Annotated in this window: 25 protein-coding genes; 14 read left to right on the forward strand and 11 right to left on the reverse strand. The window is 37.5% G+C overall.

Annotated elements, in window-relative coordinates:
- Positions 1-21: 21 nt before the first annotated feature.
- From F893_RS00465 to F893_RS00515, 11 genes are all read right to left on the reverse strand, one after another.
- Complete coding sequence (locus F893_RS00465; RefSeq protein ID WP_005249519.1) at positions 22-267, reverse strand: hypothetical protein; 246 nt, start codon at positions 265-267, stop codon at positions 22-24.
- A 15-nt stretch (positions 268-282) separates the two neighbouring features.
- Positions 283-825, reverse strand: coding sequence for a M23 family metallopeptidase (locus F893_RS00470; RefSeq protein ID WP_005249520.1), 543 nt, complete (start codon positions 823-825; stop codon positions 283-285).
- A gap of 69 nt (positions 826-894) precedes the next feature.
- Positions 895-1,923, reverse strand: coding sequence for an A/G-specific adenine glycosylase (gene mutY / locus F893_RS00475; protein ID WP_005249522.1), 1,029 nt, complete (start codon positions 1,921-1,923; stop codon positions 895-897).
- Between the two features lie 163 nt (positions 1,924-2,086).
- Positions 2,087-2,446, reverse strand: a complete 360-nt coding sequence (locus F893_RS00480; protein WP_034435735.1) for an HIT family protein — start codon at positions 2,444-2,446, stop codon at positions 2,087-2,089.
- 93 nt (positions 2,447-2,539) lie between these two features.
- Entirely contained in the window at positions 2,540-3,274 is a 735-nt protein-coding gene (locus F893_RS00485; RefSeq protein ID WP_005249524.1) for a dienelactone hydrolase family protein, read from the reverse strand.
- 163 nt (positions 3,275-3,437) lie between these two features.
- Positions 3,438-4,127, reverse strand: a complete 690-nt coding sequence (locus F893_RS00490) for a BamJ family beta-barrel-assembly machinery protein (protein ID WP_005249525.1) — start codon at positions 4,125-4,127, stop codon at positions 3,438-3,440.
- 48 nt (positions 4,128-4,175) lie between these two features.
- Positions 4,176-4,880, reverse strand: a complete 705-nt coding sequence (locus F893_RS00495) for a BamJ family beta-barrel-assembly machinery protein (protein ID WP_005249526.1) — start codon at positions 4,878-4,880, stop codon at positions 4,176-4,178.
- Positions 4,881-5,113: 233 nt separating this feature from the next.
- The gene (locus F893_RS00500; protein ID WP_005249527.1) at positions 5,114-6,556 is read right to left on the reverse strand and encodes a capsule assembly Wzi family protein; all 1,443 of its coding nucleotides are present in this window, start codon (positions 6,554-6,556) and stop codon (positions 5,114-5,116) included.
- A gap of 146 nt (positions 6,557-6,702) precedes the next feature.
- Positions 6,703-8,886, reverse strand: coding sequence for a polysaccharide biosynthesis tyrosine autokinase (locus tag F893_RS00505; protein ID WP_005249528.1), 2,184 nt, complete (start codon positions 8,884-8,886; stop codon positions 6,703-6,705).
- Positions 8,887-8,921: 35 nt separating this feature from the next.
- The gene (locus F893_RS00510) at positions 8,922-9,350 is read right to left on the reverse strand and encodes a low molecular weight protein-tyrosine-phosphatase (protein WP_005249529.1); all 429 of its coding nucleotides are present in this window, start codon (positions 9,348-9,350) and stop codon (positions 8,922-8,924) included.
- Positions 9,350-10,432 carry a polysaccharide biosynthesis/export family protein gene (locus F893_RS00515; RefSeq protein ID WP_171066760.1) on the reverse strand — a complete coding sequence of 361 codons (1,083 nt, stop codon included), beginning with the start codon at positions 10,430-10,432 and terminating at the stop codon, positions 9,350-9,352. The genes F893_RS00510 and F893_RS00515 overlap by 1 nt, the downstream gene beginning before the upstream one ends.
- A gap of 321 nt (positions 10,433-10,753) precedes the next feature.
- Here F893_RS00515 and tviB point away from each other — a divergent pair, with 321 nt between their 5' ends.
- Genes tviB through F893_RS00590 form a run of 14 tightly spaced genes read left to right on the forward strand, consistent with a single transcriptional unit; the run spans position 10,754 to position 24,684 of the window.
- Positions 10,754-12,031, forward strand: a complete 1,278-nt coding sequence (gene tviB, locus F893_RS00520) for a Vi polysaccharide biosynthesis UDP-N-acetylglucosamine C-6 dehydrogenase TviB (RefSeq protein ID WP_005249532.1) — start codon at positions 10,754-10,756, stop codon at positions 12,029-12,031.
- A gap of 12 nt (positions 12,032-12,043) precedes the next feature.
- On the forward strand, positions 12,044-13,102 hold the full coding sequence (rfbB, locus tag F893_RS00525) for a dTDP-glucose 4,6-dehydratase (protein ID WP_005249533.1): 1,059 nt from the start codon (positions 12,044-12,046) through the stop codon (positions 13,100-13,102).
- On the forward strand, positions 13,102-13,980 hold the full coding sequence (rfbA, locus tag F893_RS00530) for a glucose-1-phosphate thymidylyltransferase RfbA (protein WP_005249534.1): 879 nt from the start codon (positions 13,102-13,104) through the stop codon (positions 13,978-13,980). The genes rfbB and rfbA overlap by 1 nt, the downstream gene beginning before the upstream one ends.
- 2 nt (positions 13,981-13,982) lie before the next feature.
- On the forward strand, positions 13,983-14,840 hold the full coding sequence (locus tag F893_RS17210) for a WxcM-like domain-containing protein (protein ID WP_005249535.1): 858 nt from the start codon (positions 13,983-13,985) through the stop codon (positions 14,838-14,840).
- On the forward strand, positions 14,837-15,952 hold the full coding sequence (locus F893_RS00545) for a DegT/DnrJ/EryC1/StrS family aminotransferase (protein WP_005249536.1): 1,116 nt from the start codon (positions 14,837-14,839) through the stop codon (positions 15,950-15,952). The genes F893_RS17210 and F893_RS00545 overlap by 4 nt, the downstream gene beginning before the upstream one ends.
- A gap of 5 nt (positions 15,953-15,957) precedes the next feature.
- Entirely contained in the window at positions 15,958-17,220 is a 1,263-nt protein-coding gene (locus F893_RS00550) for an O-antigen translocase (protein WP_005249538.1), read from the forward strand.
- Entirely contained in the window at positions 17,210-18,127 is a 918-nt protein-coding gene (locus F893_RS00555) for a glycosyltransferase family 2 protein (RefSeq protein ID WP_005249539.1), read from the forward strand. The genes F893_RS00550 and F893_RS00555 overlap by 11 nt, the downstream gene beginning before the upstream one ends.
- A complete protein-coding gene (gene wecB / locus F893_RS00560; RefSeq protein ID WP_005249540.1) occupies positions 18,127-19,260 on the forward strand; it encodes a non-hydrolyzing UDP-N-acetylglucosamine 2-epimerase in 1,134 nt (377 codons plus the stop codon). Before F893_RS00555 ends, wecB begins: the two co-directional genes overlap by 1 nt.
- Positions 19,247-20,275 carry a hypothetical protein gene (locus F893_RS00565; RefSeq protein WP_005249541.1) on the forward strand — a complete coding sequence of 343 codons (1,029 nt, stop codon included), beginning with the start codon at positions 19,247-19,249 and terminating at the stop codon, positions 20,273-20,275. The genes wecB and F893_RS00565 overlap by 14 nt, the downstream gene beginning before the upstream one ends.
- Positions 20,275-21,345: a hypothetical protein gene (locus F893_RS00570; RefSeq protein ID WP_005249542.1), complete on the forward strand. Its 1,071-nt coding sequence runs from the start codon at positions 20,275-20,277 to the stop codon at positions 21,343-21,345. The genes F893_RS00565 and F893_RS00570 overlap by 1 nt, the downstream gene beginning before the upstream one ends.
- On the forward strand, positions 21,342-22,469 hold the full coding sequence (locus F893_RS00575) for a glycosyltransferase family 4 protein (protein WP_005249543.1): 1,128 nt from the start codon (positions 21,342-21,344) through the stop codon (positions 22,467-22,469). Before F893_RS00570 ends, F893_RS00575 begins: the two co-directional genes overlap by 4 nt.
- On the forward strand, positions 22,470-23,069 hold the full coding sequence (locus tag F893_RS00580) for a sugar transferase (RefSeq protein ID WP_005249544.1): 600 nt from the start codon (positions 22,470-22,472) through the stop codon (positions 23,067-23,069).
- Positions 23,070-24,035, forward strand: coding sequence for an ATP-grasp domain-containing protein (locus F893_RS00585; RefSeq protein WP_005249545.1), 966 nt, complete (start codon positions 23,070-23,072; stop codon positions 24,033-24,035).
- Positions 24,019-24,684 carry an HAD family hydrolase gene (locus tag F893_RS00590; protein ID WP_005249547.1) on the forward strand — a complete coding sequence of 222 codons (666 nt, stop codon included), beginning with the start codon at positions 24,019-24,021 and terminating at the stop codon, positions 24,682-24,684. The genes F893_RS00585 and F893_RS00590 overlap by 17 nt, the downstream gene beginning before the upstream one ends.
- The last annotated feature ends 2 nt before the right edge of the window (positions 24,685-24,686 follow it).

The raw sequence follows: 24,686 nt of genomic DNA on the forward strand, positions 1-24,686 counted from the left end.
ATGCTCCTTATTTTTATGCTTTTATAATTTAAAAATAGTCCACTGATCCTGCTGATTGTCCCAGTAAGACAGTTCAGCCTGATTCAGATCACTAAATTGAATCCACATGTCTTTACCGGCCTTGTCGGCATAACCGGTACTAATCAGAAGCGCGTCATCGGTAATTTCCATCACCCAGCCCTGGTAAGTTTGACCATTCAATACAATTTTTTGTTGATTGCCTGATTCAGCAAATTCTACCAGACGATTGATCAACGCTTCTGACATGTAAATATCCTAAAATTAACGTAAATAGGGATAAGGGTTGACCACACCGCGGCCCTTGCCCTGTAAATAGATTCCATAATGCAGATGGGGAGCAGTATGCCGGGCATTGCCGCTATTGCCGACATAACCGATCAGCTGGCCTTTTTTGACATAGTCGCCGACTTTTAAGCCACGCTTATGGCCATCCAGATGTGCATAATAATGCCAGGAGCCGCCTGGACCTAGAATCCAGACTACTTTACCACCCAAATTGTTGTTACGTAAATCTGCAATCAGACCCTCAGTCGCGCTAAAGACTTTGGTTCCACGTGGAGCCATGATATCAATACCTTCATGCAGGCGTCCGCGACTGCGCGAAGCACCCCAGGTATCTGTTAACTCACGTGCTTGTATGCGTGCCACCGGGACTGGCAGAGAGGACGGCACTCGCATACTTTTCAGTTTTTGCACGAGGATAGGGTTGAGCTGTACAGCAGGGGATTTTTTTGGTGTACTGCTACATGCAGCAAGCAGCACAGCAATCAAAGCAATCCACGTCAAAGCAAGGTATTGGCGCACTTTATTCATCCTTAAATATTGGCAATGCTCATGTTGAGCTGATCGATATTTTGCTTTGTCCAGACTATGTCACAGATTGACGCTAGTGATCAATTTTTTCATGGCAGTCGGAATACCGGCCTCGGTTGCTGTTTGCGGACTCATCCAGCAGCCTTGCAGTTCAATCGCCAGATGTTCCTGCTGATCCTGTTCTACTGCAAAAACAATCGCTTCAAGGTGCCAGGTAAAATGGGTAAAACTGTGGCTAATCTGGGTCTTTTTGACGATATTTTTAAGGCTCAGCTGTTGGCATCGCTGTTCCAATTCATGTTCATTTTCAATAATCGGCAGACACCAGAGACCGCCCCAAAGACCGCTATTGGGACGTTGTTGCCAAAGCCAGTCTGTACCGGACTGGATTAGCAAGACCTGAGCAGAGCGTACCGGAACCGGTTTTTTGACCTTCTTGAAAGGCAATTCATTTTCCAGTCCTTGCTGATGAGCCTTGCAATGCTGCTGCATCGGACAATACAGACACAAAGGCTTTTTCGGGGTACATACGGTCGCGCCCAGATCCATAATTGCCTGGGTATAGTCATGATTGCGCTCGATAGGACAGAGCTGTTCCGCCAGTTGCCATAAGGCACGCTCATGCACCTGTTTGGACAGATCATCTTCAATAGCAAAGAAACGTGACAATACCCGTTTGACATTGCCATCCATGATTACGCCATATTGACGTAAACCGAGTGACATCAGGGCACCAGCAGTAGAACGCCCAATGCCGGGCAAGGCCATCCATTCTTCCAGGGTTTGAGGAAACTGCTGCTGTGCCGTCACGATGCCAGCAGCTTTATGCAGATTGCGGGCGCGGGCATAATAGCCCAGACCTGCCCAGTAGGGTGCGACCTCATCCCATGAGGCTTGACCCAAGTCCTGAACAGTTGGAAAACGCTGGATAAATCGCTCAAAATATTGCAGTACAGTTTTGACCTGGGTTTGCTGCAGCATGATTTCAGAGACCCAGACTTTATAGGGATCATCGGTCACCTGCCAGGGCAAGTCGTGACGACCATGCACATCAAACCATTCCAACAGGGCATCTGAAAATACAAACATGAACACCTAGCAACCGAATAAGCAGCAGCTAGTATAGCGGAATCAGCAGGGTGGGAATGTGAAAAGTAAGATAAAAACGCAGATGTGAAGCTACTGAAATAGAATATTGTTTTCATAAGAATAAATGCTCCGGAGAGCATTTATTTTTTCAAACAGAACAGATCTAGTCGCTAATGCCCCAGCGTTCATCCAGCTTCAAGGCCTTGCCTGCATAACGCGGAATAATATGAATATGCAGATGTTCTACTTTTTCCTGAAATACTTCACCATCAATAAAGCCGACATGAAAACCGGCAGGCTGGTAACGTAATTGCAGTTCATTACGTGCCTGTTCCAGTAAAGACATCAAACTTTTACGTTCTTTATCGGTCACTTCGAAAAACGAGGCCACATGCCGCAATGGAATGATCACACAGTGACCTTCGGATAATGAATTCGGTTCAGGCAACACCACACCATAATCATTTTTGGCAATGACATCATATTCGTCAAAATTGCAGTAGGGGCAGTTGGTTTCAGCCATCATACACATTCTCCTCTGGTAGGATTTATCTTCTTCTCTTCATGAAGTATCTAAAATATTCAGCCTGTGAACAAGCCGGATAGTTGTTTCTATTTATGCCAAATGACGGTCTAGCAAGGCATACATCGCTGCCAGGCTTTTTCGTTCCGCTTCTGCATTGTAACCAAGATCCACACCATTGGCCTTGGCCCGTTCATCCGCAAGCGGGTTGCTAAAGCCATGTTTGGCATTTTCAAAAACAATTACTTCATGCTCGACTTTGGCAGCATGCATTTCCTCACGGAAACTGGCCACATCATCCAGCGTCACCATACTGTCCAGTTCGCCATGTAGCACCAGGATTTCCGCCTGTACCTGACCTTCCTGAGCAGGTGCTTTCGGAGACAGATTGGCATGGAAAGTCGCGACTGCTTTTAATGGGGCATTAGAACGGGCCAGATCCAGCACAACTTTGCCGCCGTAGCAGAAACCAATCGCAGCGAGTTTTTCGGGATTAACTTCATCCTGCGCTGCCAAAGCATTCAAGGCTGCTGTTGCACGGTTGACGATGGTGTCAGGATCTGCAAAAGTCTGCATCATCCACTGATATGCCTGATCAGAATTGGTCGTGACTTTTTTGTCACCATACATGTCCATGGCCAAGGCCGCATAGCCATGTTCTGCAAGTTCACGGGCACGCTGTTCGGTATATTCATTCCGACCCCACCATTCTGGCGCGACCAATACACCGGCAACAGGTTTATCTGTTTCTGGTGCGGCAAAATAACCAATGAATGAGCTGCCATCCTGCGCAGTATAATGAATTTCGCGGGTCTTGATTGCTGCCATGCTGACGTCCTCTATTGTTGTTGAATTGCTTGATTAAAACATAACATAGCAAAACTGACCGGAATGTGACATGAAAACCTGTGATTCATTGATACTTAAGTCCATAAAAAAGAGAGGTCAATCTAGAACCTCTCTGATTTTATATCTGGAAAAATAGGACTTATTATTTAATAATTTCCAGTAATTCCACATCAAAAATTAAAGTACTGTTCGGTTCAATCACATCCCCTGAACCAATCTGTCCATAGGCCAGTTCGGCCGGAATGAAGAAACGATATTTGGCACCTTCTTTCATCAGCTGTAAACCTTCGGTCCAGCCAGTAATGACCTGGGTGGTACGAAATACCACGGGCTGATTACGGGCAATCGAGCTGTCAAAAACCGTACCATCGATCAAACGGCCTTCATAATGTACGCGGACATTACTATTTGCGCTCGGCGATTTCCCTTTTCCTTCCTGAAGAATCTGATATTGCAAACCTGATTTTGTGGTTTTTATACCCGGTTTTTTTGCATTTTCAGCCAGAAAAGCCTGACCAATCTTGGCATTTTCATCCGCCTGCTTTTTCAGGGTAATCAGCTCTTTGGCTTCAGCCTGACGCTTAAATTGGGTCAAGACCCGCGCCATGTCTTCTTCACTTAAAGTCGCCTGTTTACCAGCGGCTGCCGCTTTTAAACCGACACTAAAGGCATCCAGATCAATGCCTTGTAAGGAATCTGCATTACTTTTTCCCATCAGATAACCAAAGCTGTAGCCGACCTGTTCAGCCTCAGGGCTTTTATTGGTGACTTCTTTGGCAAACAGACTGCCAGAAATCAGCAGTAAAACCATCAAACTTGTTTGTATTTTCATGATTAATTCTCAAAATAAAGGAGAGCGCGTTGCTCTCCTTTTTGTGGATTATTTTACTTCGATGAGTTCCACATCAAAAATCAAAGTACTGTGTGGAGGAATCGTACCTGGCACGCCCTGTTCACCATAACCGAGTTTAGATGGGATATACAGGGTTGCTTTACCACCTTCTTTCATCAGTTGCAGACCTTCGGTCCAGCCTGGAATTACCTGATTGAGTGGGAACTCAATCGGCTCGCCACGTTCAACCGAACTGTCAAACACCGTACCATCAACTAATTTCCCTGTGTAATGTACTTTTACAATTGAAGTTGCTGCAGGCTGTTTGCCTGTACCTTCTTTGGTCACTAAATATTGCAAACCAGATGCTGTAGTTTTTACCCCTGGTTTTTTTGCATTTTCAAGCAGAAAAGTATCACTTGAGGTTTGAGCCTGCTTGGCACTGTCGACTTGCTTCTGCTGCATTTCTTTTTGGAACTGCTCATAAGCTGCTTGTAATTCTTCTTCAGTATAAGCAGGAGCGGTACGGGCATGACCTTCGCGAACACCTGTCACAAAGCTGTTAATATCCAGCTCAGGTGGAGTTTGATGAGCGACTTCATAACCGAGTGCATAGCTGATTTTAGAAACAGCAGAGGCATCTTTAGATGCTTTTGTGGTTTGGGCAGCTGGGTTTTGAGTTGCATAGTAAACAGGTACTAGCGCGGCACCGCCTAGAAGAACAGCGACAGCAATCGGTAAGGCCTTGCTCATGTATTATTCCAATCTAATGTTATCGTTGATGTTCATTCCATCTTAGCAGAAAATTTTAAGAAATCTTGAAGATTGGGTGGTTTTTTAGCAAGAGGACATCGTAGTTGTGTTGAAGTTTAAAGAGATAAAAAAACCAGCAATAGCTGGTTTTTTAATTTTTTAGAATTTAATCATTGTTAGAGAATGTCTAGGAACAATACTTGCTCCAACCGACATTGTATTTTGCAAAGAACTTAGTAGGAAAATAAGCCTTTTTCTAAAGGAAATTCAATTCCAATCGATGCACCGCCATCATTACCATGTAGGTCTGAATCGCTGATCCAGCCATTTAATTTCAGTGGGATATCCGGACGTAAATAATGGGTCCAGCTCACATCAACAGCTTTTAATTCATCTTGTGCTGGAAAAGCTAAATTAGTAGTTCGGTTGGATTCATTCAACTTGGCAAACAGTACTCGAGCATTAACACGATTCAGGCGATCGAAACGAATATCAGCACCTACTGAAATCATTTGACCATCACCACCCATCGCATGTGCTAATGGGTAACCATGCTGGTAAAAACCATCGGTATAAACATGATGGTTGTATGAAATGCCATCAGCACTACCATTAGTACGGGTATCTGTCCATTCAGTATACAGCTGGAAAGGTATATTATTATAGCTAGAAGAATAATCGACCCCAGCCAAATACATTTTTTTGGCTGGTAAGCCACCGGCTTCGTCTTCACCGACATATTGCGCATAGACACCCAACGGCATCTGCATTAAAGGTTGCAGGTTTAAGCGGGCATCAAAACCGGCGATTTGATTGGATGGGTCCGGTTCACCTGTGCCACCATTGTCTTTATTACCGACAAAAGCATCCCAAAGTGAGCTCAGGCTTTCAGGTCGTCCTTCACCTCCCCATTGAATAGCACGTGATGCACCCAGCTCCAAATAGGATAAAGGTTGTGCAGTGACACGTAAGCCAATTAATTTAGCATCAGGTACAGCATCATAGTCATCTAGTTGTCCGGCAAAGGCTTGATATTGCCAAGGTCCAATCCAGGAGAGCCATTTATTTGCAAAAGCATTCTGTTCGGCACGCTGCATGGTCACACCATAAACAGAACGACTGGTATCACCCCGAATTAAGCTGCCATCATGGCCAGGTCCCCAGTAGGTCGGGATTTGTCCAGCAATCAGCCATTGATTCCATAATTTACCTGCCAGGTAAGACCCTTCCACATTCACATCTTGATCGTTATCAATCTGGGGATCTTTTTCGGCATTTACGCGAAGTCTGGCATCCCAATTTTGATTGCCTGTATTCAACTCTATACCTGCTTGGTATTGTGCTTTTTGCTGGTCACCAAAGACTTGAGGAATATTTTTTTGATCTGTCTCAGCAAACAAGAAGGCTTTGAGTAACTGGTTGTTGGTATTTAAGTGAGTTATGACTGAATCAATGACTTTTTGTTGATTACTATTGCTGATTTTTGCCTGAGAAAGGGCGCGTTGAATTTCATCACCACTCATTGGCCAGGTCGAAGTGCTGATTTGAATCACACCTTGCTGATTTAACCAGTTTAAATCGGTACGCAGGTTTTGCTCATTTAAAACGATGCCTTGGGCAAAGGTGAGTGAGGAGCTTAATGCCAAGCTGGCGAGCAGTGTTTTTGATTTAAACATTCTTGTAGATTCTCAGGAGTTTTAAACTGTAACCACGATAGGGTTTTTAGTTGATTTTTTCAACGATGATCATTTGAGATAAATGTAATAGAGGGTGATTTCACATCCTGCTTAAAGCAAGATGTGAAATCAAGGTTTACAATGAATTAGTCATTGTCTTTATTTGCGGTATAAGCATAAGCATAATTATAACCATAGCTACCAGCCGCCCCTTTTTGTACATCATTCAGAATCACGCCATTAACTTTGACATTGGCCTGTTCAAAACGATTCACAGTGATTTCCAACTCTTTGATTTGTGTTTTACCATGACGGGCAATCAATAAATTTACACCCGCATATTGCGCAATAATAATACCATCGGTCACTGCAAGCACAGGTGGAGTATCAATCAGGATATGATCAAAATGAGCAGAGGCCTGATCCAGGAAAGTCTTGAATTGATCAGTACTTAATAGTTCAGATGGGTTAACCGGACTCTTACCACGAGTGACAAAATATAGGTTGTCTACAGTGGAAGTTTGAACAATATCTTCATAGCTATTTTGATGATTCAATAATTCCGCTAAACCTGGCTGTACCTCGGCGTTGAAGTATTTATGTAAATAACCACGACGCATATCACCATCAATCACCAAGACCCGTTTCCCACCTTGTGCTAAAATAGTAGCAAGGTTAGTGGTAATGAATGATTTGCCAATTTCAGGTGCGGGGCCAGAAATGGCAATCACATTATTGGTCGCATTCATTAAGGCAAAATGAATCGCTGTTCGCATACTACGCAGACTTTCAATCGCAATATCACCGCTATCTTTAACTGCAAGAATAGGAATATTCTTTTTCTTCTTCAATAGTTTAATGCGGCTTTCTTGAATAACAGAGCGTGGCACCGTAGCATAGACTGGCAAATCAAGCTCATTTTCAATTTGAGTTGCATCTTTAATACCTGAACGCATCATATTACGTAGTAGGGCGAGTAATGTACCTAAGAAAGCGCCCAAGAAAATAGATAAAATTAGAATTTGTAATTTCTTTGGTTTAATGGGTTCAATGGGCTCGACTGCAGTATCGACAATACGCACATTGCCAATTTCACCCGCTTTGGCAATCCGGAGTTGCTGATAGGAATTCAATAGTCCTGTATACAGCTGCTGTTTAACTTCGACTTCACGGAACAATTGTAAGTATTGACGTTGTAACTCAGGTAAACGTCTTAAAGTCCCATCCAGTTCTGCAATTTTGCTATTAATTGCACCAAGTTGGGCATTCATTTGCTGCATCACCGGATGCTCACCCGTATATTTAGCTGCAGCTTCTGCAACACGCTGTTCCAGTTCGGCTTTTTGTGTTTCTAAAGTAATACTTTGGGTTAAGTACAATTCTGATTCTTTGGTCACATCAACCGTATTATACTGCTGACGGAATCGGTTGAATTCGCGCTCTGCAACATCAAGTTGCTGTTTTAGCTCAGGGAGTTGATCTTCTAAAAACTTCAGGGTTTGAGCAGTTTCAGCCGAACGGCGTTCAATATTTTGCTGGCTATAAGCTGTAAGAATGGCATTCAAGACTTGAGTGATGTGTTGTTTGTCTTCACCTTGGTAGTTTAGACCTAATACACCTGTCGATTTTCCTTTTTCAGCCACTACGTAGCTGGCAGTTAAAGTTTGCATGGCAGCAGGTAGGCTTTGCTTTCGAATATTGTAGGCTGCATCAAAACTGTCTTGGCTAAAAATAGCCACTTTCCAGAGACCATATTCTGATTGTAATTGACTGATCTGATTCAAAGGTGCCGAGAAAACGATTTGATTTGTGACAGAATCTGTCAGGTTATATTTTCCTGATTCAAAACTCAGGATTAAATTTTTATCCTGAAAATATTGTGGAATTTCAAAATGGCGGATATCAAAACTTTTTTGATTGTCTTTGAATAATACCGATTTTTCTGAATATTCTGTCGCATATTCATGCTTGGTGATTAAACGATTCCAGAAACTGTCTTCTGTACCGGATACACGAATATTGAGATTTAAACGATCGATGACTGTACCGAGCACCAAACGTGATTTTAAAATTTCAATTTCAGCTTGAGCAGGGGATTTTTGCTCCATCATACTGGATAAGTCGCCTAATAAGGCCGCTGAAGCTCCTTTATTGTCTTCAACTTGAACCATCGCATCTACCGCGTAGGTATCCGGTGTGGTTCTTAAGTAGAGTAAGGCACAGACCAAACTTAAAATAATACATAGGGCAATCAGTTTCCATTGTGCAAGTAAGGAAAAAAATAATTCCTTCAAGTCAATGGTGTCTTCAGTGTTGGCGGTTTGGCTCATAATTTAAATATCAAAAAGTGAAAATATTAAAAAACTTAAATATATTTTTTCCAGTCAGCAATATAGTCTTGAATGAGTTGGCAAGTTTCATCAAAGAATGCTTGATCATGCTGATAAGGGTCGGCAACATTTTTTCCTTGCCAGTGGCCAAGTCTGAATGTTTTACCTTTGGCAAATGGCCAGGTCTGTTCGATATGTTTTTGTTGATTTTGACTCATCACAAGAACCAAATCAGCTTTTTTAATCAGCTCAGCATTGAGTTTTTTCGCAATATGAGGACTCATATCAATCCCAAAACGTTGCATGCATAGACTGGCTTTTTCATCGGCTGTATGTCCAACGACTCCGGCAATCCCGGCAGACTCAATCTGTAAATGCGGATATTCCTGTTTTAAAAAGTATTCGGCCATAGGACTACGGCAAATATTGCCAATACAAACTACCAAAATATTCTTAATTTTCATTAGTCCCCCAAGCGCTCTAAGTCATAAATAGCATTAGAAAAAGGGACAATTTGACTAATAATACGTTGCCAACGGACTAAACCTGTCGCATCGACATAGACAATATCATTACTGCGCATTTTAAATTGATTGGCTAGGCCAAAGTCGGCAATGCTGGTCAAATCCATTTGGTAGACTTCAGTATGAACTGCATTTGGTTGACTTCTTACAATATAAACCTTACTACGGCTGGCAGAGAGTGGATTTAGGCCCAGACTTTCTCCTAATACATCACTCAGGCTCATACCTTGATCACGCATAGGTAAGGGCTGGTTTTTCCCGGATTCACCCATCACATAGATTTTCTGGTTTTCACGGTTATTCACATATAAGGTGTCATTGGGTTGAATAAGTAAGTTATGTAGGGATAGGCCCGCTTTTTCTAGTTCTACTGTATTTAAATTATAACTGCGCCCCTGACGAACCAATGTCATAGAAGCATTATCACCTTGTTGTGCATTGACCCCACCGGCCATACCTAATGCGGTGTAAACACTGACAGGTTGATCACTTAAATAAAACTGACCGCCTTTTATGACATTGCCCTGAACGGAATAGCGCTGGCCCTGATAGGAGAGAACTCGTACAATAACATCAGGCGTTTTTAAATAACGTGAAAGCTGGTTGCGTAATTCACGATTGACTTGAGTCAACGACTTACCCGCAGCCTTGTAGCGGCCAATAATCGGGAACTGAATATAACCTTGTGAATCAATCTGATAACCGTTATTAGGATCAGAATTACTCCCAGAAATTTCAGGATATGCCCATAAATAAATAGAAAGAATATCGCCTGAACTTAAGGTGTATTGACGCTGTGGTATATGAAATAAATGCGCATAGTCTTGTTGAATATTGTGAACTGCAGGCTGCACCGCAAGCATTGAGTCTTGTGTGAGTTTAATCACATTGACCGCTGTGCCCAAGTCGGTGGTATAGACCCCTTCATTTGGTAAGTCATAAGTTTGTAAGCCAGAGGTCACAGCACAGCCAGTGGCGGCAATGCCACATGCCAATAAAACAGCCAGTTGAAAGTGTCGCACGCGAGATTCCATTTTTAATTTATTAAAATCTTTTAAATCAATTGCCGCCATTTTACCGAACTTGTCAAATAGGTACATAGCAATTTGTAATCATTTTGCAGATTCTGTCAAATTCCTTGTGAAAAAAATGATAAAAATCGCAAATTGTGAATTTAATCTAAATTAAAAAAGTTGAATAGTCACAAAAACTATAGACTGATGCATCTTTCAACTAATTTGAGCACAAATCATAATAGAAATTTCATAAATTTCTGTTAGTATTCCTGCCGAAAGATTCATTAATTTTTCATAAAATATAGATATAAATTGAAAGGCACTCAAATGCTACAGCTTTCAGACCTAAAAATTGCCATTATTGGTTTAGGCTATGTCGGGTTACCCCTAGCGGTTGAATTCGGTAAGCAGTTGCCTGTGGTGGGTTTTGATATCCACCAAAAACGCATACAAGAATTACAGAGTGGGCAAGATCATACTTTAGAGGTGTCGTCAGAAGAACTTAAACAAGCGATACATTTAAGCTATTCAGCCAATTTAGATGACTTACGCGGCTGCAACTTTTTTATTGTGACTGTTCCAACCCCCATTGATGAGTTTAAACAACCCGATTTGACTCCGCTCATTAAAGCCTCTACCAGTATTGGGAAAGTACTTAAAAAAGGCGATGTGGTGGTGTATGAGTCTACCGTTTACCCCGGTGCTACCGAAGAAGCCTGTATTCCAGTTTTAGAACAAGTGTCAGGCTTAAAATTCAATCAGGATTTTTTTGCAGGCTATAGCCCAGAACGGATTAACCCAGGCGATAAGCTACACCGTGTGACCAATATTTTAAAAGTGACTTCGGGTTCTACCCCAGAAGTTGCAGATTTTGTTGATGAAGTCTATCAACTGATTGTGAATGCAGGTACGCATAAAGCACCGAGTATAAAAGTGGCTGAAGCCGCAAAGGTCATTGAAAATACCCAGCGTGATGTGAATATTGCTTTAATTAATGAATTGGCTGTGATCTTTAATAAGTTGGGTATAGATACTGAAGCGGTGTTGCAGGCTGCGGGAACCAAGTGGAATTTTTTACCTTTCCGTCCCGGTTTAGTCGGTGGGCACTGTATTGGGGTAGACCCATATTATTTAACCCATAAAGCACAGTCTTTAGGCCTGCATCCAGAAATTATTTTAGCGGCACGTCGTTTAAATGACCGTATGGGGGAATATGTTGCAACACAATTGATTAAAGAGATGGTGAAGCAGCGTATACAAGTGGTCGGTTCAAAAATTTTAGTGATGGGCTTGAGTTTTAAAGAAAACTGTCCTGATATTCGCAATACTAAAATTGTAGATATGGTCAAAGCTTTAAAAGAATATGATTTAGATTTAGATATTTATGACCCGTGGGTGGATCCGTTAGAAGCTGCAAAGGAATATGGTATAGACCCTGTTTCTAGTTTGGCGAACGCTAAATATGATGCCATTGTTTTAGCAGTTGCGCATGATCAATTTAAACAGATGTCTGTAGATGAATTTAAAGCATTGGCAAAAGACAAATATGTTTTATATGATTTAAAATACATATTAAATCATACAGATGTAGATATTCGCTTATAATAAAAGGAAACTATGAAAATTTTAGTGACTGGCGGTGCGGGATTTATTGGTTCAGCGGTGATCCGCCATATTATTCAAAATACCAATAACCAAGTTTTAAATATCGATAAACTGACATATGCGGGCAACCTAGAGTCGTTAACAGAAATTGATCAACATCCAAACTACAAGTTTAAACAAATTGATATTTGTAATACGGAGCAAATTACAGCCGCAATAGACGCGTTTAGACCTGATGCAATTATGCATTTAGCTGCAGAGTCGCATGTAGACCGCTCAATTGATGGCCCAGCAGCATTTATTCAAACCAATATTGTGGGAACTTATACTTTATTAGAAGCCGCTCGAAAGTATTGGATGGGGCTTGACGCCGAAGCTCAACAAAACTTTCGTTTTCATCATATTTCAACTGATGAAGTGTATGGTGACTTAGAAGGCACGACAGATTTATTTACTGAAACGACTTCATATGCGCCAAGCTCTCCATATTCTGCCTCTAAAGCCAGTTCAGACCATTTAGTCCGTGCTTGGCACAGAACTTATGGTTTGCCTGTTATAGTCACCAACTGCTCAAATAATTATGGACCTTACCATTTCCCCGAAAAGTTAATTCCATTAGTCATCTTAAATGCGTTAGATGCTAAACCTTTACCTGTATATGGTAATGGTCAGCAAATTCGGGATTGGTTATTTGTAGAAGATCATGCACGTGCTTTATATAAAGTGGTGACCGAAGGTGTAGTGGGTGAAACCTACAATATTGGTGGTCATAATGAAAAGCAGAATATTGAAGTGGTCAAAACCATTTGTAAAATTTTGGATGAGTTAAAACCACAGGCAAATGGTCAGGCGTATGAATCACTGATTACATTTGTAAAAGACCGCCCTGGGCATGACTTACGCTATGCAATTGATGCCACAAAAATTCAAAATGAATTAGGTTGGACACCTACGGAAACTTTTGAAACTGGAATCCGTAAAACAGTAGAGTGGTATTTAAATAACTTAGACTGGTGTCATCGAGTGCAAGATGGTAGTTACCAACGAGAAAGATTAGGTGTAAATTCATAATGTCAAATACAACAAAAGGTATTATTTTAGCGGGCGGTTCAGGTACACGTTTATATCCGATTACTAAAGGTGTATCTAAGCAATTATTGCCTATTTATGACAAGCCAATGGTGTATTACCCGCTTTCTGTACTTATGCTTGCAGGTATTCGTGAAGTACTCATTATTAGTACTCCTGAAGATATTGAGGGTTTTAAACGTTTATTGGGTGATGGTACTCAATTTGGAATTCAGCTTGAATATGCCGTCCAACCTAGCCCAGACGGCTTGGCACAGGCTTTTATTATTGGTGAAAGCTTTATTGGGGATAGTAATGTTTGCTTAGTGCTTGGCGACAATATTTTTTATGGTCAAGGTTTTACCCCAATGCTCCGTCAAGCCGTCGCACGTCAAAAAGGTGCTACAGTATTTGGTTATCAGGTCAAAGACCCTGAGCGTTTTGGGGTGGTTGAATTTGATGAGCAGAAACGTGCAATTTCACTAGAAGAAAAACCTAAACAACCTAAATCTCACTTTGCAGTCACTGGTTTGTATTTTTATGACAATGATGTAATTGAAATTGCGAAACAAGTGAAGCCTTCTGAGCGTGGAGAATTAGAAATTACCACAGTTAATCAGATGTATTTAGAGCGTGGTGATTTAAATGTAGAATTGCTTGGACGTGGTTTTGCTTGGCTCGATACAGGTACACATGCGAGCTTACTTGAGGCAGCGCAGTTTGTAGAGACTATTGAAAAACGTCAGGGCTATAAAGTTGCGTGTTTAGAAGAGATTGCCTTGAATAATGGTTGGCTGAGTAAAGAACAGGTTTTAGATATTGGTCAGAGCATGAGTAAAAATGATTATGGTCAATATCTCATTTCTTTGGTGAGTGAATAAATATGAACCTTATCGATTGGATTGAATTACCTGATTTAGGTGATCATCGCGGTAGCCTTGTTGTTGCTGAAGCTAATAAGAGTATCCCATTCAATATTCAAAGGCTTTATTATATTTTTGGTGCTCAGCCTGATGTTCCACGTGGATTTCATGCACATAGACAACTACAACAAATTGCTTTTTGCATTCAAGGCAGTTGTAAAATGTTGATGGATAGTGGGAAAGAAAAGCAAGAAGTTGTATTGTGCCAACCTAATCAAGGTTTAAAAATACCGCCTATGGTATGGCATGAAATGCATGATTTTTCAGAAGATTGTATTTTACTTGTGTTGACAAGTGAGCATTATGATGAAAATGATTACATTCGTGATTATCAAGATTTTTTAAAAGAAGTATATGAGCCGTTTATTCACCCTTTAGCTGATGTTCAATCAAGCTCAATTGGCTCTAATACACGTATTTGGCAATATAGTGTTGTTCTGAAAAATGCTCAAATTGGGATGAATTGTAATATTTGTGCTCATACTCTAATTGAGAATGATGTAAAAATTGGTAACAATGTTACGGTTAAATCGGGTGTTTATATTTGGGATGGAATTACGTTAGAAGACAATGTTTTTATTGGCCCATGTGTTGCATTTACCAATGATAAAAAACCAAGATCGAAACAATATCCTGACTCTTTCGCTAAAACAGTAATTGCGGAAGGTGCAAGTATCGGTGCAAATGCGACTATATTGCCTGGAATAAAAATTGGTAAAAATGCATTAGTAGGTGCTGGTGCTGTTGTGACTAAAGATGTGCCAGAAAATGCAATAGTCATTGGTAATCCAGCATTTATTAAAGGTTATATAGAATGATCCCTTTCCTTGATTTAAAAAATATCAATCAGCAGTATCGTGAAGAATTGATTACGGCTTGTACGCGAGTGATTGATTCAGGCTGGTATATTAGTGGTAAAGAGCTAGAAAGTTTTGAAAAGAACTTTGCTGAATATGGTGGTACACAGTTTGCAATTGGTGTTGCAAACGGCTTAGATGCATTGATTCTGACACTACGTGCATGGAAAGAGTTAGGCAAACTTAAAGATGGAGATGAAGTTATTGTTCCATCGAATACGTATATTGCTAGCATTCTTGCCATTACAGCAAATAACTTGACGCCAGTTTTAGTTGAGCCAAATATTTCTACTTACAATATTGATCCTATAAAAATAAAAGAAGCAATAACAGCTAAAACCAAAGTGATTTTACCTGTCCACTTGTATGGTCAATTGGCTGCAATGCCAGAAATTATGCAAATTGCCAAACAACACAATTTATTGGTTTTAGAAGACTCCGCACAAAGTCACGGGGCACAAATACAAGGTAAAAAAGCAGGAAACTGGGGGGATGCTTCAGGTTTTAGTTTTTATCCTGGAAAAAATTTAGGTGCATTGGGTGATGCGGGTGCAGTTACAACCAATGATGCAGAATTAGCGACCATGTTAAAAGCATTGCGTAACTATGGCTCGCATGAAAAGTATAAAAATTTAGTTCCTGGTGTGAATAGTCGATTAGATGAAATTCAAGCCGCTATGCTAGATGTCAAGCTCAAATACTTGGATCAAGAAACTCAGCATAGACGTCATATTGCGAGCTTATATTTGAATGGAATCAAAAATCCTCTAATTCAACTCCCATTGAAGGAAGTTAATGTAGAAACTTATGAGCAGCATGTTTGGCATTTATTTGTAATTCGTACTAATCAACGCGATGCTTTGCAAAAGTATCTATTAGATCATGGTGTTCAAACATTAATTCATTATCCGATTCCTCCACACAAACAGCAAGCATATAAAGGATGGGATGATTTGAGTTATCCAATTTCTGAGCAGATACATGATGAAGTACTAAGTTTACCTATGGGGCCGACACTGTCTGCAGTAGATGCAGACAGAATTATCGCTTTATGTAATCAATTTCAAGCTTAAAAGTAATGAATCTGCTAAAGACGAGCGCATTAAACGGGGTGGCTGTTTTAATTAAAACAGCCACAATGTTTATTTTGAATAAAATTTTAGCGGTATATGTCGGCCCTGGAGGTTATGCTGCAATTGGGCAGTTTCAAAATTTTATACAAATGGTCACAACTTTTGCAGGAAGCGCAATTAATACAGCAGTAATAAAATATACTGCTGAATATCATGAGGATGAAACTAAGCAAAGAGCAATTTGGAAAGCAGCAGGCAGTTCAGTTCTTATTTTTAGTTTTATTTTTTCGCTCATTATTCTTATTTTCCAGAAACAATTGTCGCTGTATATTTTTCAGACGACGGCGTATCAGTCTGTTTTTGCGTGGTTTGCTGCTTTTTTAGTTTTATTTAATTTAAATGCACTCTTTTTAGCTATTTTAAATGGCAAAAAGGAGATTTTAAAACTAGTTGTTGCAAATATTGCTGGAAGCATACTTTCTTTATTAGTAACAGGGTTTTTAGCTGTTCAATATCATTTGTATGGTGCTTTAATCGCGTTATCCATTTATCAATCTATTGCTTTTTTTGTAACGTTGTTTTTATGTTATAAAGCCAATTGGTTTAATATTTCGTATCTATTTGGAAAAATTGAACCGCATATCGCTAAAAAGTTTACAGCATTTGCTCTCATGGCGCTAGTTAGTGCGGTGTGTGTTCCTTTGTCGCAAATGGCTATTCGTTTTTATTTGTCACAAGAGTTTGGATTGAACTATGCAGGCTATTGGGAAGCGATGATTCGCTTAAGTGCAGCATATTTGATGTTGGTTACCACAACACTGGGAGTTTATTATTTACCTAGATTGGCTGAACTGACGCATTTAGATGAAATAAAGAAAGAAGTATATTTAGGCTATAAGTTTATCTTTCCTTTGGCAGTTGTTGGCAGTTTGTGTGTTTATGTTATGCGTGATTGGATTATTACTTTATTGTTTAGTCATGCATTTATGCCAATGCGTGATTTATTTTTATGGCAAATGATAGGGGATTCACTTAAAATTGGCAGTTGGATATTGGCCTATTTGATGCTAAGTAAGGCTATGACAAAGTTGTTTGTCACCACAGAAATATTATTTGCTTTATCTTCTGTTGGACTGACTTATGTATGTAGTAAGCTTTTTGGTTTTGAAGGTGTTTCTATAGCATATTTAGCAAACTATGCTTTGTATTGGTTAGTAGTAAGCTTCTTGGTTTTTAAACAATTGCAAGAGAAAAAGTATGCAAATTAATAATAAACAACCTTTGGTTTCAGTTGTAATACCATGTTACAACCATGAAAAATTTGTACAAGATTGTATTCAGAGTGTGATAAATCAGACTTATGAAAATATAGAGTTAATTATTATTGATGATGGTTCAAAAGATGGGTCGGTAGAAAAAATACAAGAAATGATTCCCATTTGTAAACAGAGATTTATTCGATTTGAGTTTCGCTATAGACCTAATAAGGGATTGAGTGCAACTTTAAATGAAGCTTTGGAATGGTGTGAGGGTGAGTATTATTCTGCTATAGCTTCCGATGATATTATGTTAGAGAATAAGTCAGATATTCAAGTTAATTATTTACTAGAAAATAATGAATGTAATGGGGTTTTTGGAGGTATTGAAGTAATTAACTTTGAAAAATCTAAGAAAAATAGATTAACAAATATAAGGAAATATGATTTTAATAGTATTTTCCTCCATTATCATAACTTACCTACTGTTACACAAATGTTTAGACTGAAAGCTATTAGAAATGTAGGTGGATATAATAATCTGATTTTATTGGAAGATTGGTATATGAATCTTAAATTGACAGAAGGTGGAGGAACTTTAGATTATATACCTTGTATTTTAGCCAAATATAGAAGGCATGAAGATAATTTGTCCTCTAAATTTGAATTAATACATCAAGGTAGATTGGATATTATTGAATTATATAGAAGTAATCCGGCTTATAATGTGGCAAAGGCTAGAGCATATATAGTAACTGCGAATAGCTTGCAGTTAATAAATAAAAAAGAATCACTGTATTATTGGTGGGCGGCATTAAGGATATCTCCTTTGCATTTTAAAGTTACAGATTTTTTTAAATATTTAATAAAAAATCTTGTTCCTAAAAAAAGACTGAAAAAGTATTATGGAGAAGTTTAATGAAAATATTGTTGGTTTTTGGCACGCGTCCTGAGGCAATTAAAATGTCTCCACTTTATCATCAATTTAAAAATGATGATAGGTTTGATGTCTCAGTCTGTGTGACGGGACAGCACCGCGATATGTTGGATCCAGTTCTAAGCTTATTTAATATCACTCCAGATTTTGATCTTAATATTATGCAGATAGGTCAAGATTTAACAGATGTAACAACTAAAATTTTGATTGGCCTACGTGATTTATTTGGCTCATATAATCCCAATTTAGTGTTAGTTCATGGAGATACTGCAACTACTTTTGCAGCGAGTTTAGCTTGTTATTATAAGAAAATAAAAGTAGGTCATATTGAGGCTGGTTTACGTACTAATAACTTATATTCTCCTTGGCCAGAAGAAGCAAATAGGAAGTTAACGGGTGTTTTGTCTGAGTACCACTTTGCTCCTACTGAAAATTCAAAGTTTAATTTATTAAATGAAAATATAAGTAAAAAAAATATTTTTGTTACTGGAAATACTGTAATTGATGCACTTTATTTCATTGTTAATAAAATAAATAATGATAATACTCTTAAAGCCTTATTGGTTGAAAAGTTCAATTTTTTAGATCTTAATAAAAAAATTATATTAATTACAGGTCATCGTCGAGAAAACTTTGGACAAGGTTTTGATAATATATGTAAGGCATTAAGTTATTTATCTGAACAACATAAAAACGTTCAATTTGTTTATCCAATGCATTTAAATCCAAATGTAAGAGAACCAGTTAAAAAATATTTATCTAATAAAAATAATATTTTTCTTATAGAGCCATTAGACTATTTACCCTTTGTATATTTGATGAATTTGTCATATCTAATATTAACAGATTCTGGAGGTATACAAGAGGAGGCACCCTCCTTAGGTAAACCCGTTCTTGTAATGCGAGAAACTACAGAACGCCCAGAGGCAGTAGAGGTTGGAACTGTTAAATTAGTCGGTACGAATACAAGTCTTATAGTTGAGAATGTTAATGAACTTTTGAATAATACACAGTTATATACGCAAATGAGTGCATTACATAATCCTTATGGTGATGGAAAGGCATGTCAGCGTATTGTTGATATTATTAGTGAGAGTTTAAATGCAGAAAAGTAAGCAGATATTATTTTTTTTACCAAAAAAGACACTAAATGAAGCAACTATATATTATGTAGATATTATAAAGTCTGCTTTTCAAGATTCAGGGTTTGATGTTTTAGTAAGTGATGAGCTAAAAGATATAAGAAAATATAGAAATATATTTGTGATGTCTGCAAAGTGGTGTTTTTTAGTCAAACTATTAAATTTCAATGCAAAAGTTATCACTTGGTTTCAGGGATTAGGTGGTGAAGAGGCCCTTATGACGCGTAATTCAAATAAAGACAAATTTCTTTGGGGGTGTGTCGAACGTTTTGCTTTAAAATTTAGCTATTTAAATATTTATGTATCTGAGCGTATGCGTAAATATTATTTAGACCGTTATAAAATTTTTGATAAAAAGTATTTTATCATGCCTTGTTTTAATAAGGAATTAAACTTAAATTCTTTTGAAATTCCTGAAAAATATAATAATCTTTCTTTTGTTTATGCTGGAGGTCTGGATAAATGGCAATGTGTTGAAAAAACATTGGAGTTTTATAAAAAAATTGAGGATAAATGTCCTAATGCTTCTATAACCTTACTTACAAAAAGCTCAAATGAAGCTTTGATGCTATTAGATAAGTTTGGAGTAAAAAATGGTAAGGTTAAATTTGTTCAGCTTAAAGATTTAGATAGTGAGCTAAGTCAATATAAATATGGATTTTTAATTAGGGATAATCATATAGTGAATAATGTATCTACCCCTACAAAAATGAACTCCTATTTGGCGAATGGTGTTATCCCTATTTATACTGATGTGATTGCTGATTTTAAATCTAACCTAAAATCTAATTTATTCTTGAGGTTAAAACATCAAGAACAAGTTGATGATTGGGTTAAGCATTTTTTTCAATTTAATGATTTTATTGATCATAATATTGATTTAATTAAGTCTGATGTTTTAGATATTTTTTCTCATTATTACTCTAGAGAGTATTATGTTAATTCCTTATCTGAGAAAATAGATTCTCTTGATTTTAGGATTGTTTAATGTTTAGAGTTTCTAATATTTTTTTATTTAATATAGTTTATTTGATTATTTTTTTTAAAATCATTTTCTATTATTTAATAAAGAATGATTATCTTTCTCTTGGTTTGGGTGGGGGTAATGACTCTGATTATTATCATGACTATGCTTTAGGTTATATTGATATTTCTGTCAATATTTGGCCTGTCATTCTATGGTTTCTTAATGATTCTGGCTTCTATTCTCGTGATGGAATTTCTTATTTATTTTTATTTATAAATTTATTTATAATTCCTTTTTTAGTGGCTAAGTTGTCTGGTCTCAATTTCAAAAAAGATCAAAAATATTATCTGTATAGTGTTCTGCTGTGTTTAATCTATCCAACACTTTTTTTCTATACATTTGATATTTATCGTGATGTATTCATGGTTTTATCCTTTTTAGTAGGTTGTTGGGTTGTAAGAAAGTCTTTAAGCAGTTCGACTTTTATTTCCTTTTCTTATTTTTATATACTTGCAATTTTAATAGGGTTATTTTTGTTGGATTTGCGCCCTTATTTAGGTTACGCATTTTTACTGGCTTTAGTTTTATGGAAAATTAAGCTGACAAAAAAACGTATTTTTTTCTTTGCTATTTTGTATTTTTTTGCATTATTTATAGCAAACTATATTGGCATTTTTGAAAGATTAACAGAATACCGTTCTGGTTTTGAGGAAGGTGAAGGTGGCTCTACATTGGGTTTGGACTTCTCTAATCCTGTAATGTTTATACCTAATTTTATTCTAAGTACATTAGGACAGCTCTTTGGTCTATATGTAACTAATCCTTTTGTATTTATTTTACTCTTAGTTGAAACGGTTCCTTTCTTTGCTATGTTGGTTTATCTAGTTAAAAATATAAAATTAGCCGACAGCTTTATTCGTTTTTTAATTATATTTTTTGTATTATATGCAAGTGTTTGGCTAATCGGTAACGATAATTTAGGTACGGCTATTCGGTTGAGACTATATAATTATCTTGCTATTTATATATGCTTTTTTTATATATTAAAACTTAAGTCAACTTATAAAATTGGAAAGGTGATAAAGGCGTGAAAGTAGTCTTCATTGGTACAGTCGCATCTAGCTTCTATGGTTTTCGTGCTGATTTAATTCGCACGCTTTTGAAAAAAGGACATCAAGTTTATGCGTTTACTTCTGAATATACAGCAGAAGACCTAAAAAAAATAGAAAAGTTGGGTGCTATGCCAATTACATATACATTAAACCGTGGTGGACTAAACCCACTCGCAGATATAATTGCAACATATCGGCTCTCAAAAAAAATTAAAAAAATTAATCCTGATTTAGTATTCTCTTATTTTTCTAAACCTGTCATTTTTGGTACTTTGGCAGCCAAATTAGCTAAAGTACCACGTGTGATAGGTATGCTAGAAGGTTTAGGCTATACATTTACAGAGCAGCCAGAAGGCTTAAGTAAAAAAACTCAGCTTATAAAAAAGATACAGGTTTTTTTATATAAAATAGCATTACCACAACTTGATCAGATTATTTTTTTAAATCCTGATGATCCTAAAGATTTAATTGAAAGATATGCTATAAATGTCAAAAATATACAGGTTCTAGGTGGAATAGGTTTAAATTTAGAGCATTATAAATATTCAGAGAATTTTAACTCAAATATATCTTTTATTTTTATTGCACGATTACTTGCAGAAAAAGGGATTCATGATTATATAAAAGCAGCTAAAATTGTGAAGGAAAAATATCCTTCAGTTAAATTCACTGTATTAGGTGCGATTGATAAAGAGGCATTGGGTAGTCTCAAAGAAGAAGAGTTAGAAAGTCTAGTAAAGACTAATATTATTGAATATCCAGGCCATGTGAGTAATGTTTCAGAATGGATAGAAAATTCTAGTGTTTTTGTTCTACCTTCTTATTACCGCGAGGGTGTACCAAGAAGTACACAAGAAGCGATGGCAATAGGACGTGCAATTATTACCACAGATGTACCTGGTTGTAGAGAAACGGTTGTAGATGGTGTAAATGGATTTTTAGTACCAAAATGGAATCCTGAAGCTTTGGCAGATAAAATGATTTATTTCATTGAGAACCCCGATCAAATTAAAGTAATGGGTGCTGAAAGCTATAAAATTGCCGTTGAAAAATTTGATGCAGATAAAGTCAATCAACGTTTAGTAAATATTTTAGGTCTATAAATGCTAAAACGCTCCCTTGATATTATTATTGCTTCTATTGCCCTGATTTTACTGTCACCGTTGTATTTTTATGTGGCACATAAAGTGAAAAAAAATCTAGGTTCGCCTGTTTTATTTCGTCAGGTGCGCCCGGGTTTACACGGCAAACCTTTTGAAATGATTAAATTTCGCAGTATGAAAGATGCGGTAGATGCGCAAGGCAACCCTTTACCAGACAGTGAGCGATTAACCCCGTTTGGAAAAATGCTGCGTTCTAGTAGTCTGGATGAAATGCCAGAGTTATGGAATGTGATTAAAGGTGATATGAGCATTGTCGGGCCGCGTCCATTACTGATGGAGTATTTACCCCTTTATAACGCAGAACAAGCCAAACGCCATTTAGTCCGTCCGGGCATGACTGGTCATGCACAAGTGAATGGACGTAATGCAATTAGCTGGGAAGAAAAATTTAAACTTGATACCTGGTATGTCGAAAATCAATCAGTCTGGTTAGATTTTAAAATTATGCTGAAAACGGTTAAAAAAGTGCTCGCCAAAGATGATATTAACGCAGAAAATGATGCAACAATGCCAAAATTTAATGGTAATGAGAAGAAATAAATGAATATTTTAATTACCTCAGCAGGACAAAGAGTTTCATTGGTACGCTCTTTCCAAACAGAACTGAAAAAAATTTTTGAAAATGGTAAGGTTTTTACTACTGATTTAAATCCTATTCTAGCTCCTGCATGTCATATTTCTGACCAAAGTTTTAAAGCACCACGTGTTACAAGCCCTGAATATATTGATTATTTATTGCACCTTTGCTTGAGTCATCAAGTTAAATTAATCGTACCAACGATTGATACAGAGTTATTAGTTTTAAGTGAAAATATTGCTTATTTTAAGCAACAAGGAATCCATTTATTGGTAAGTGATCCTGAGTTGGTACACCAATGTCGCGACAAACGTCAAATCAATCATTTTTTTGAAGAAAAAGGAATTGATATTCCGCAGCAATATACCTTAGAGAGTTTAAGGTTTCCTGTTTTTGTAAAGCCGTATGATGGAAGCTTAAGTAAAGGTATTTTTACAGCATATTGTGCAGAAGATATTAAACCAGAACATCGTGTGGATCCAAAACTTATGTTTATGGAATACATTAAACCAGACGACTATGATGAATTTACCGTTGACTGTTACTACGATAAATCCTCAGACTTAAAATGTGTAGTGCCGCGTAAGCGTATTTTTGTGCGTGCAGGTGAAGTAAATAAAGGGGTAACAAAAAAGAACTTTATTGTCAGAGAATTTAATCAAAAGTTAAAATATATAGCTGGTGCGCGTGGCTGTTTAACGATACAGGTATTTATGCATAAAACTGAAGATAAAATTTTAGGGATTGAAATAAACCCACGTTTTGGTGGTGGCTATCCTTTAAGTTATTTAGCAGGTGCTAATTATAGTCAGTGGGTTATTCAAGAATATCTTTTAAATCAGGATATTGAAGAATTTTCAGCATGGTGTGATAATTTACTTATGCTGCGTTATGATGCTGAGGTTTTGGTAAATGGCTACCAAGATTAAAGCTTTAGTTTTAGATTTAGATGATACACTTTATGCTGAAATAAGTTATTTGCAATCAGCATACCGCTTCATTGCGGCAAAAATTAGTACTCAGCCACAACAGTTGTACGCGAAAATGTTGGCAGAATATCATGCTGGTGAAAACGTTTTTGAAAATATTTCCAAAAAATATCAACTGGATAAAAAAGAGCTTTTAGATTGGTATCGCTTTCATAAACCGGATATTACCCTATTCCAAGATGTTGCAGAAACATTAACCTATTTTGCTAAGGAATATAAATATGCAGTTATTACTGACGGGCGTTCAAAAACTCAACGTAATAAATTACAAGCGTTAGGGTTAACAAATCTTTTGAATACTATAGTAATTTCTGAGGAAATTGGCTCCGAAAAGCCATCTATAGCCAACTATGAGAAAGTGATGAACGAATTACAGTGTGAAGAATATATTTATATAGGCGATAACCTGAAAAAAGATTTTGTAACAGCAAAATTATTAGGCTGGACCACCATCTGCTTGAAAGATCAAGGTCAGAATATTCATAAACAGAATTTTTCAATTGCTGCGGAATATCAAGCAGACTATTGCTTAAATTCTTGGCAAGAAATTAGAAGCTTCTTGTCGTTGGATAGAAATAAAACTCATTAGGA

This window comes from Acinetobacter sp. CIP 102136 (assembly GCF_000369685.1).
Taxonomy (GTDB): domain Bacteria; phylum Pseudomonadota; class Gammaproteobacteria; order Pseudomonadales; family Moraxellaceae; genus Acinetobacter; species Acinetobacter fasciculus.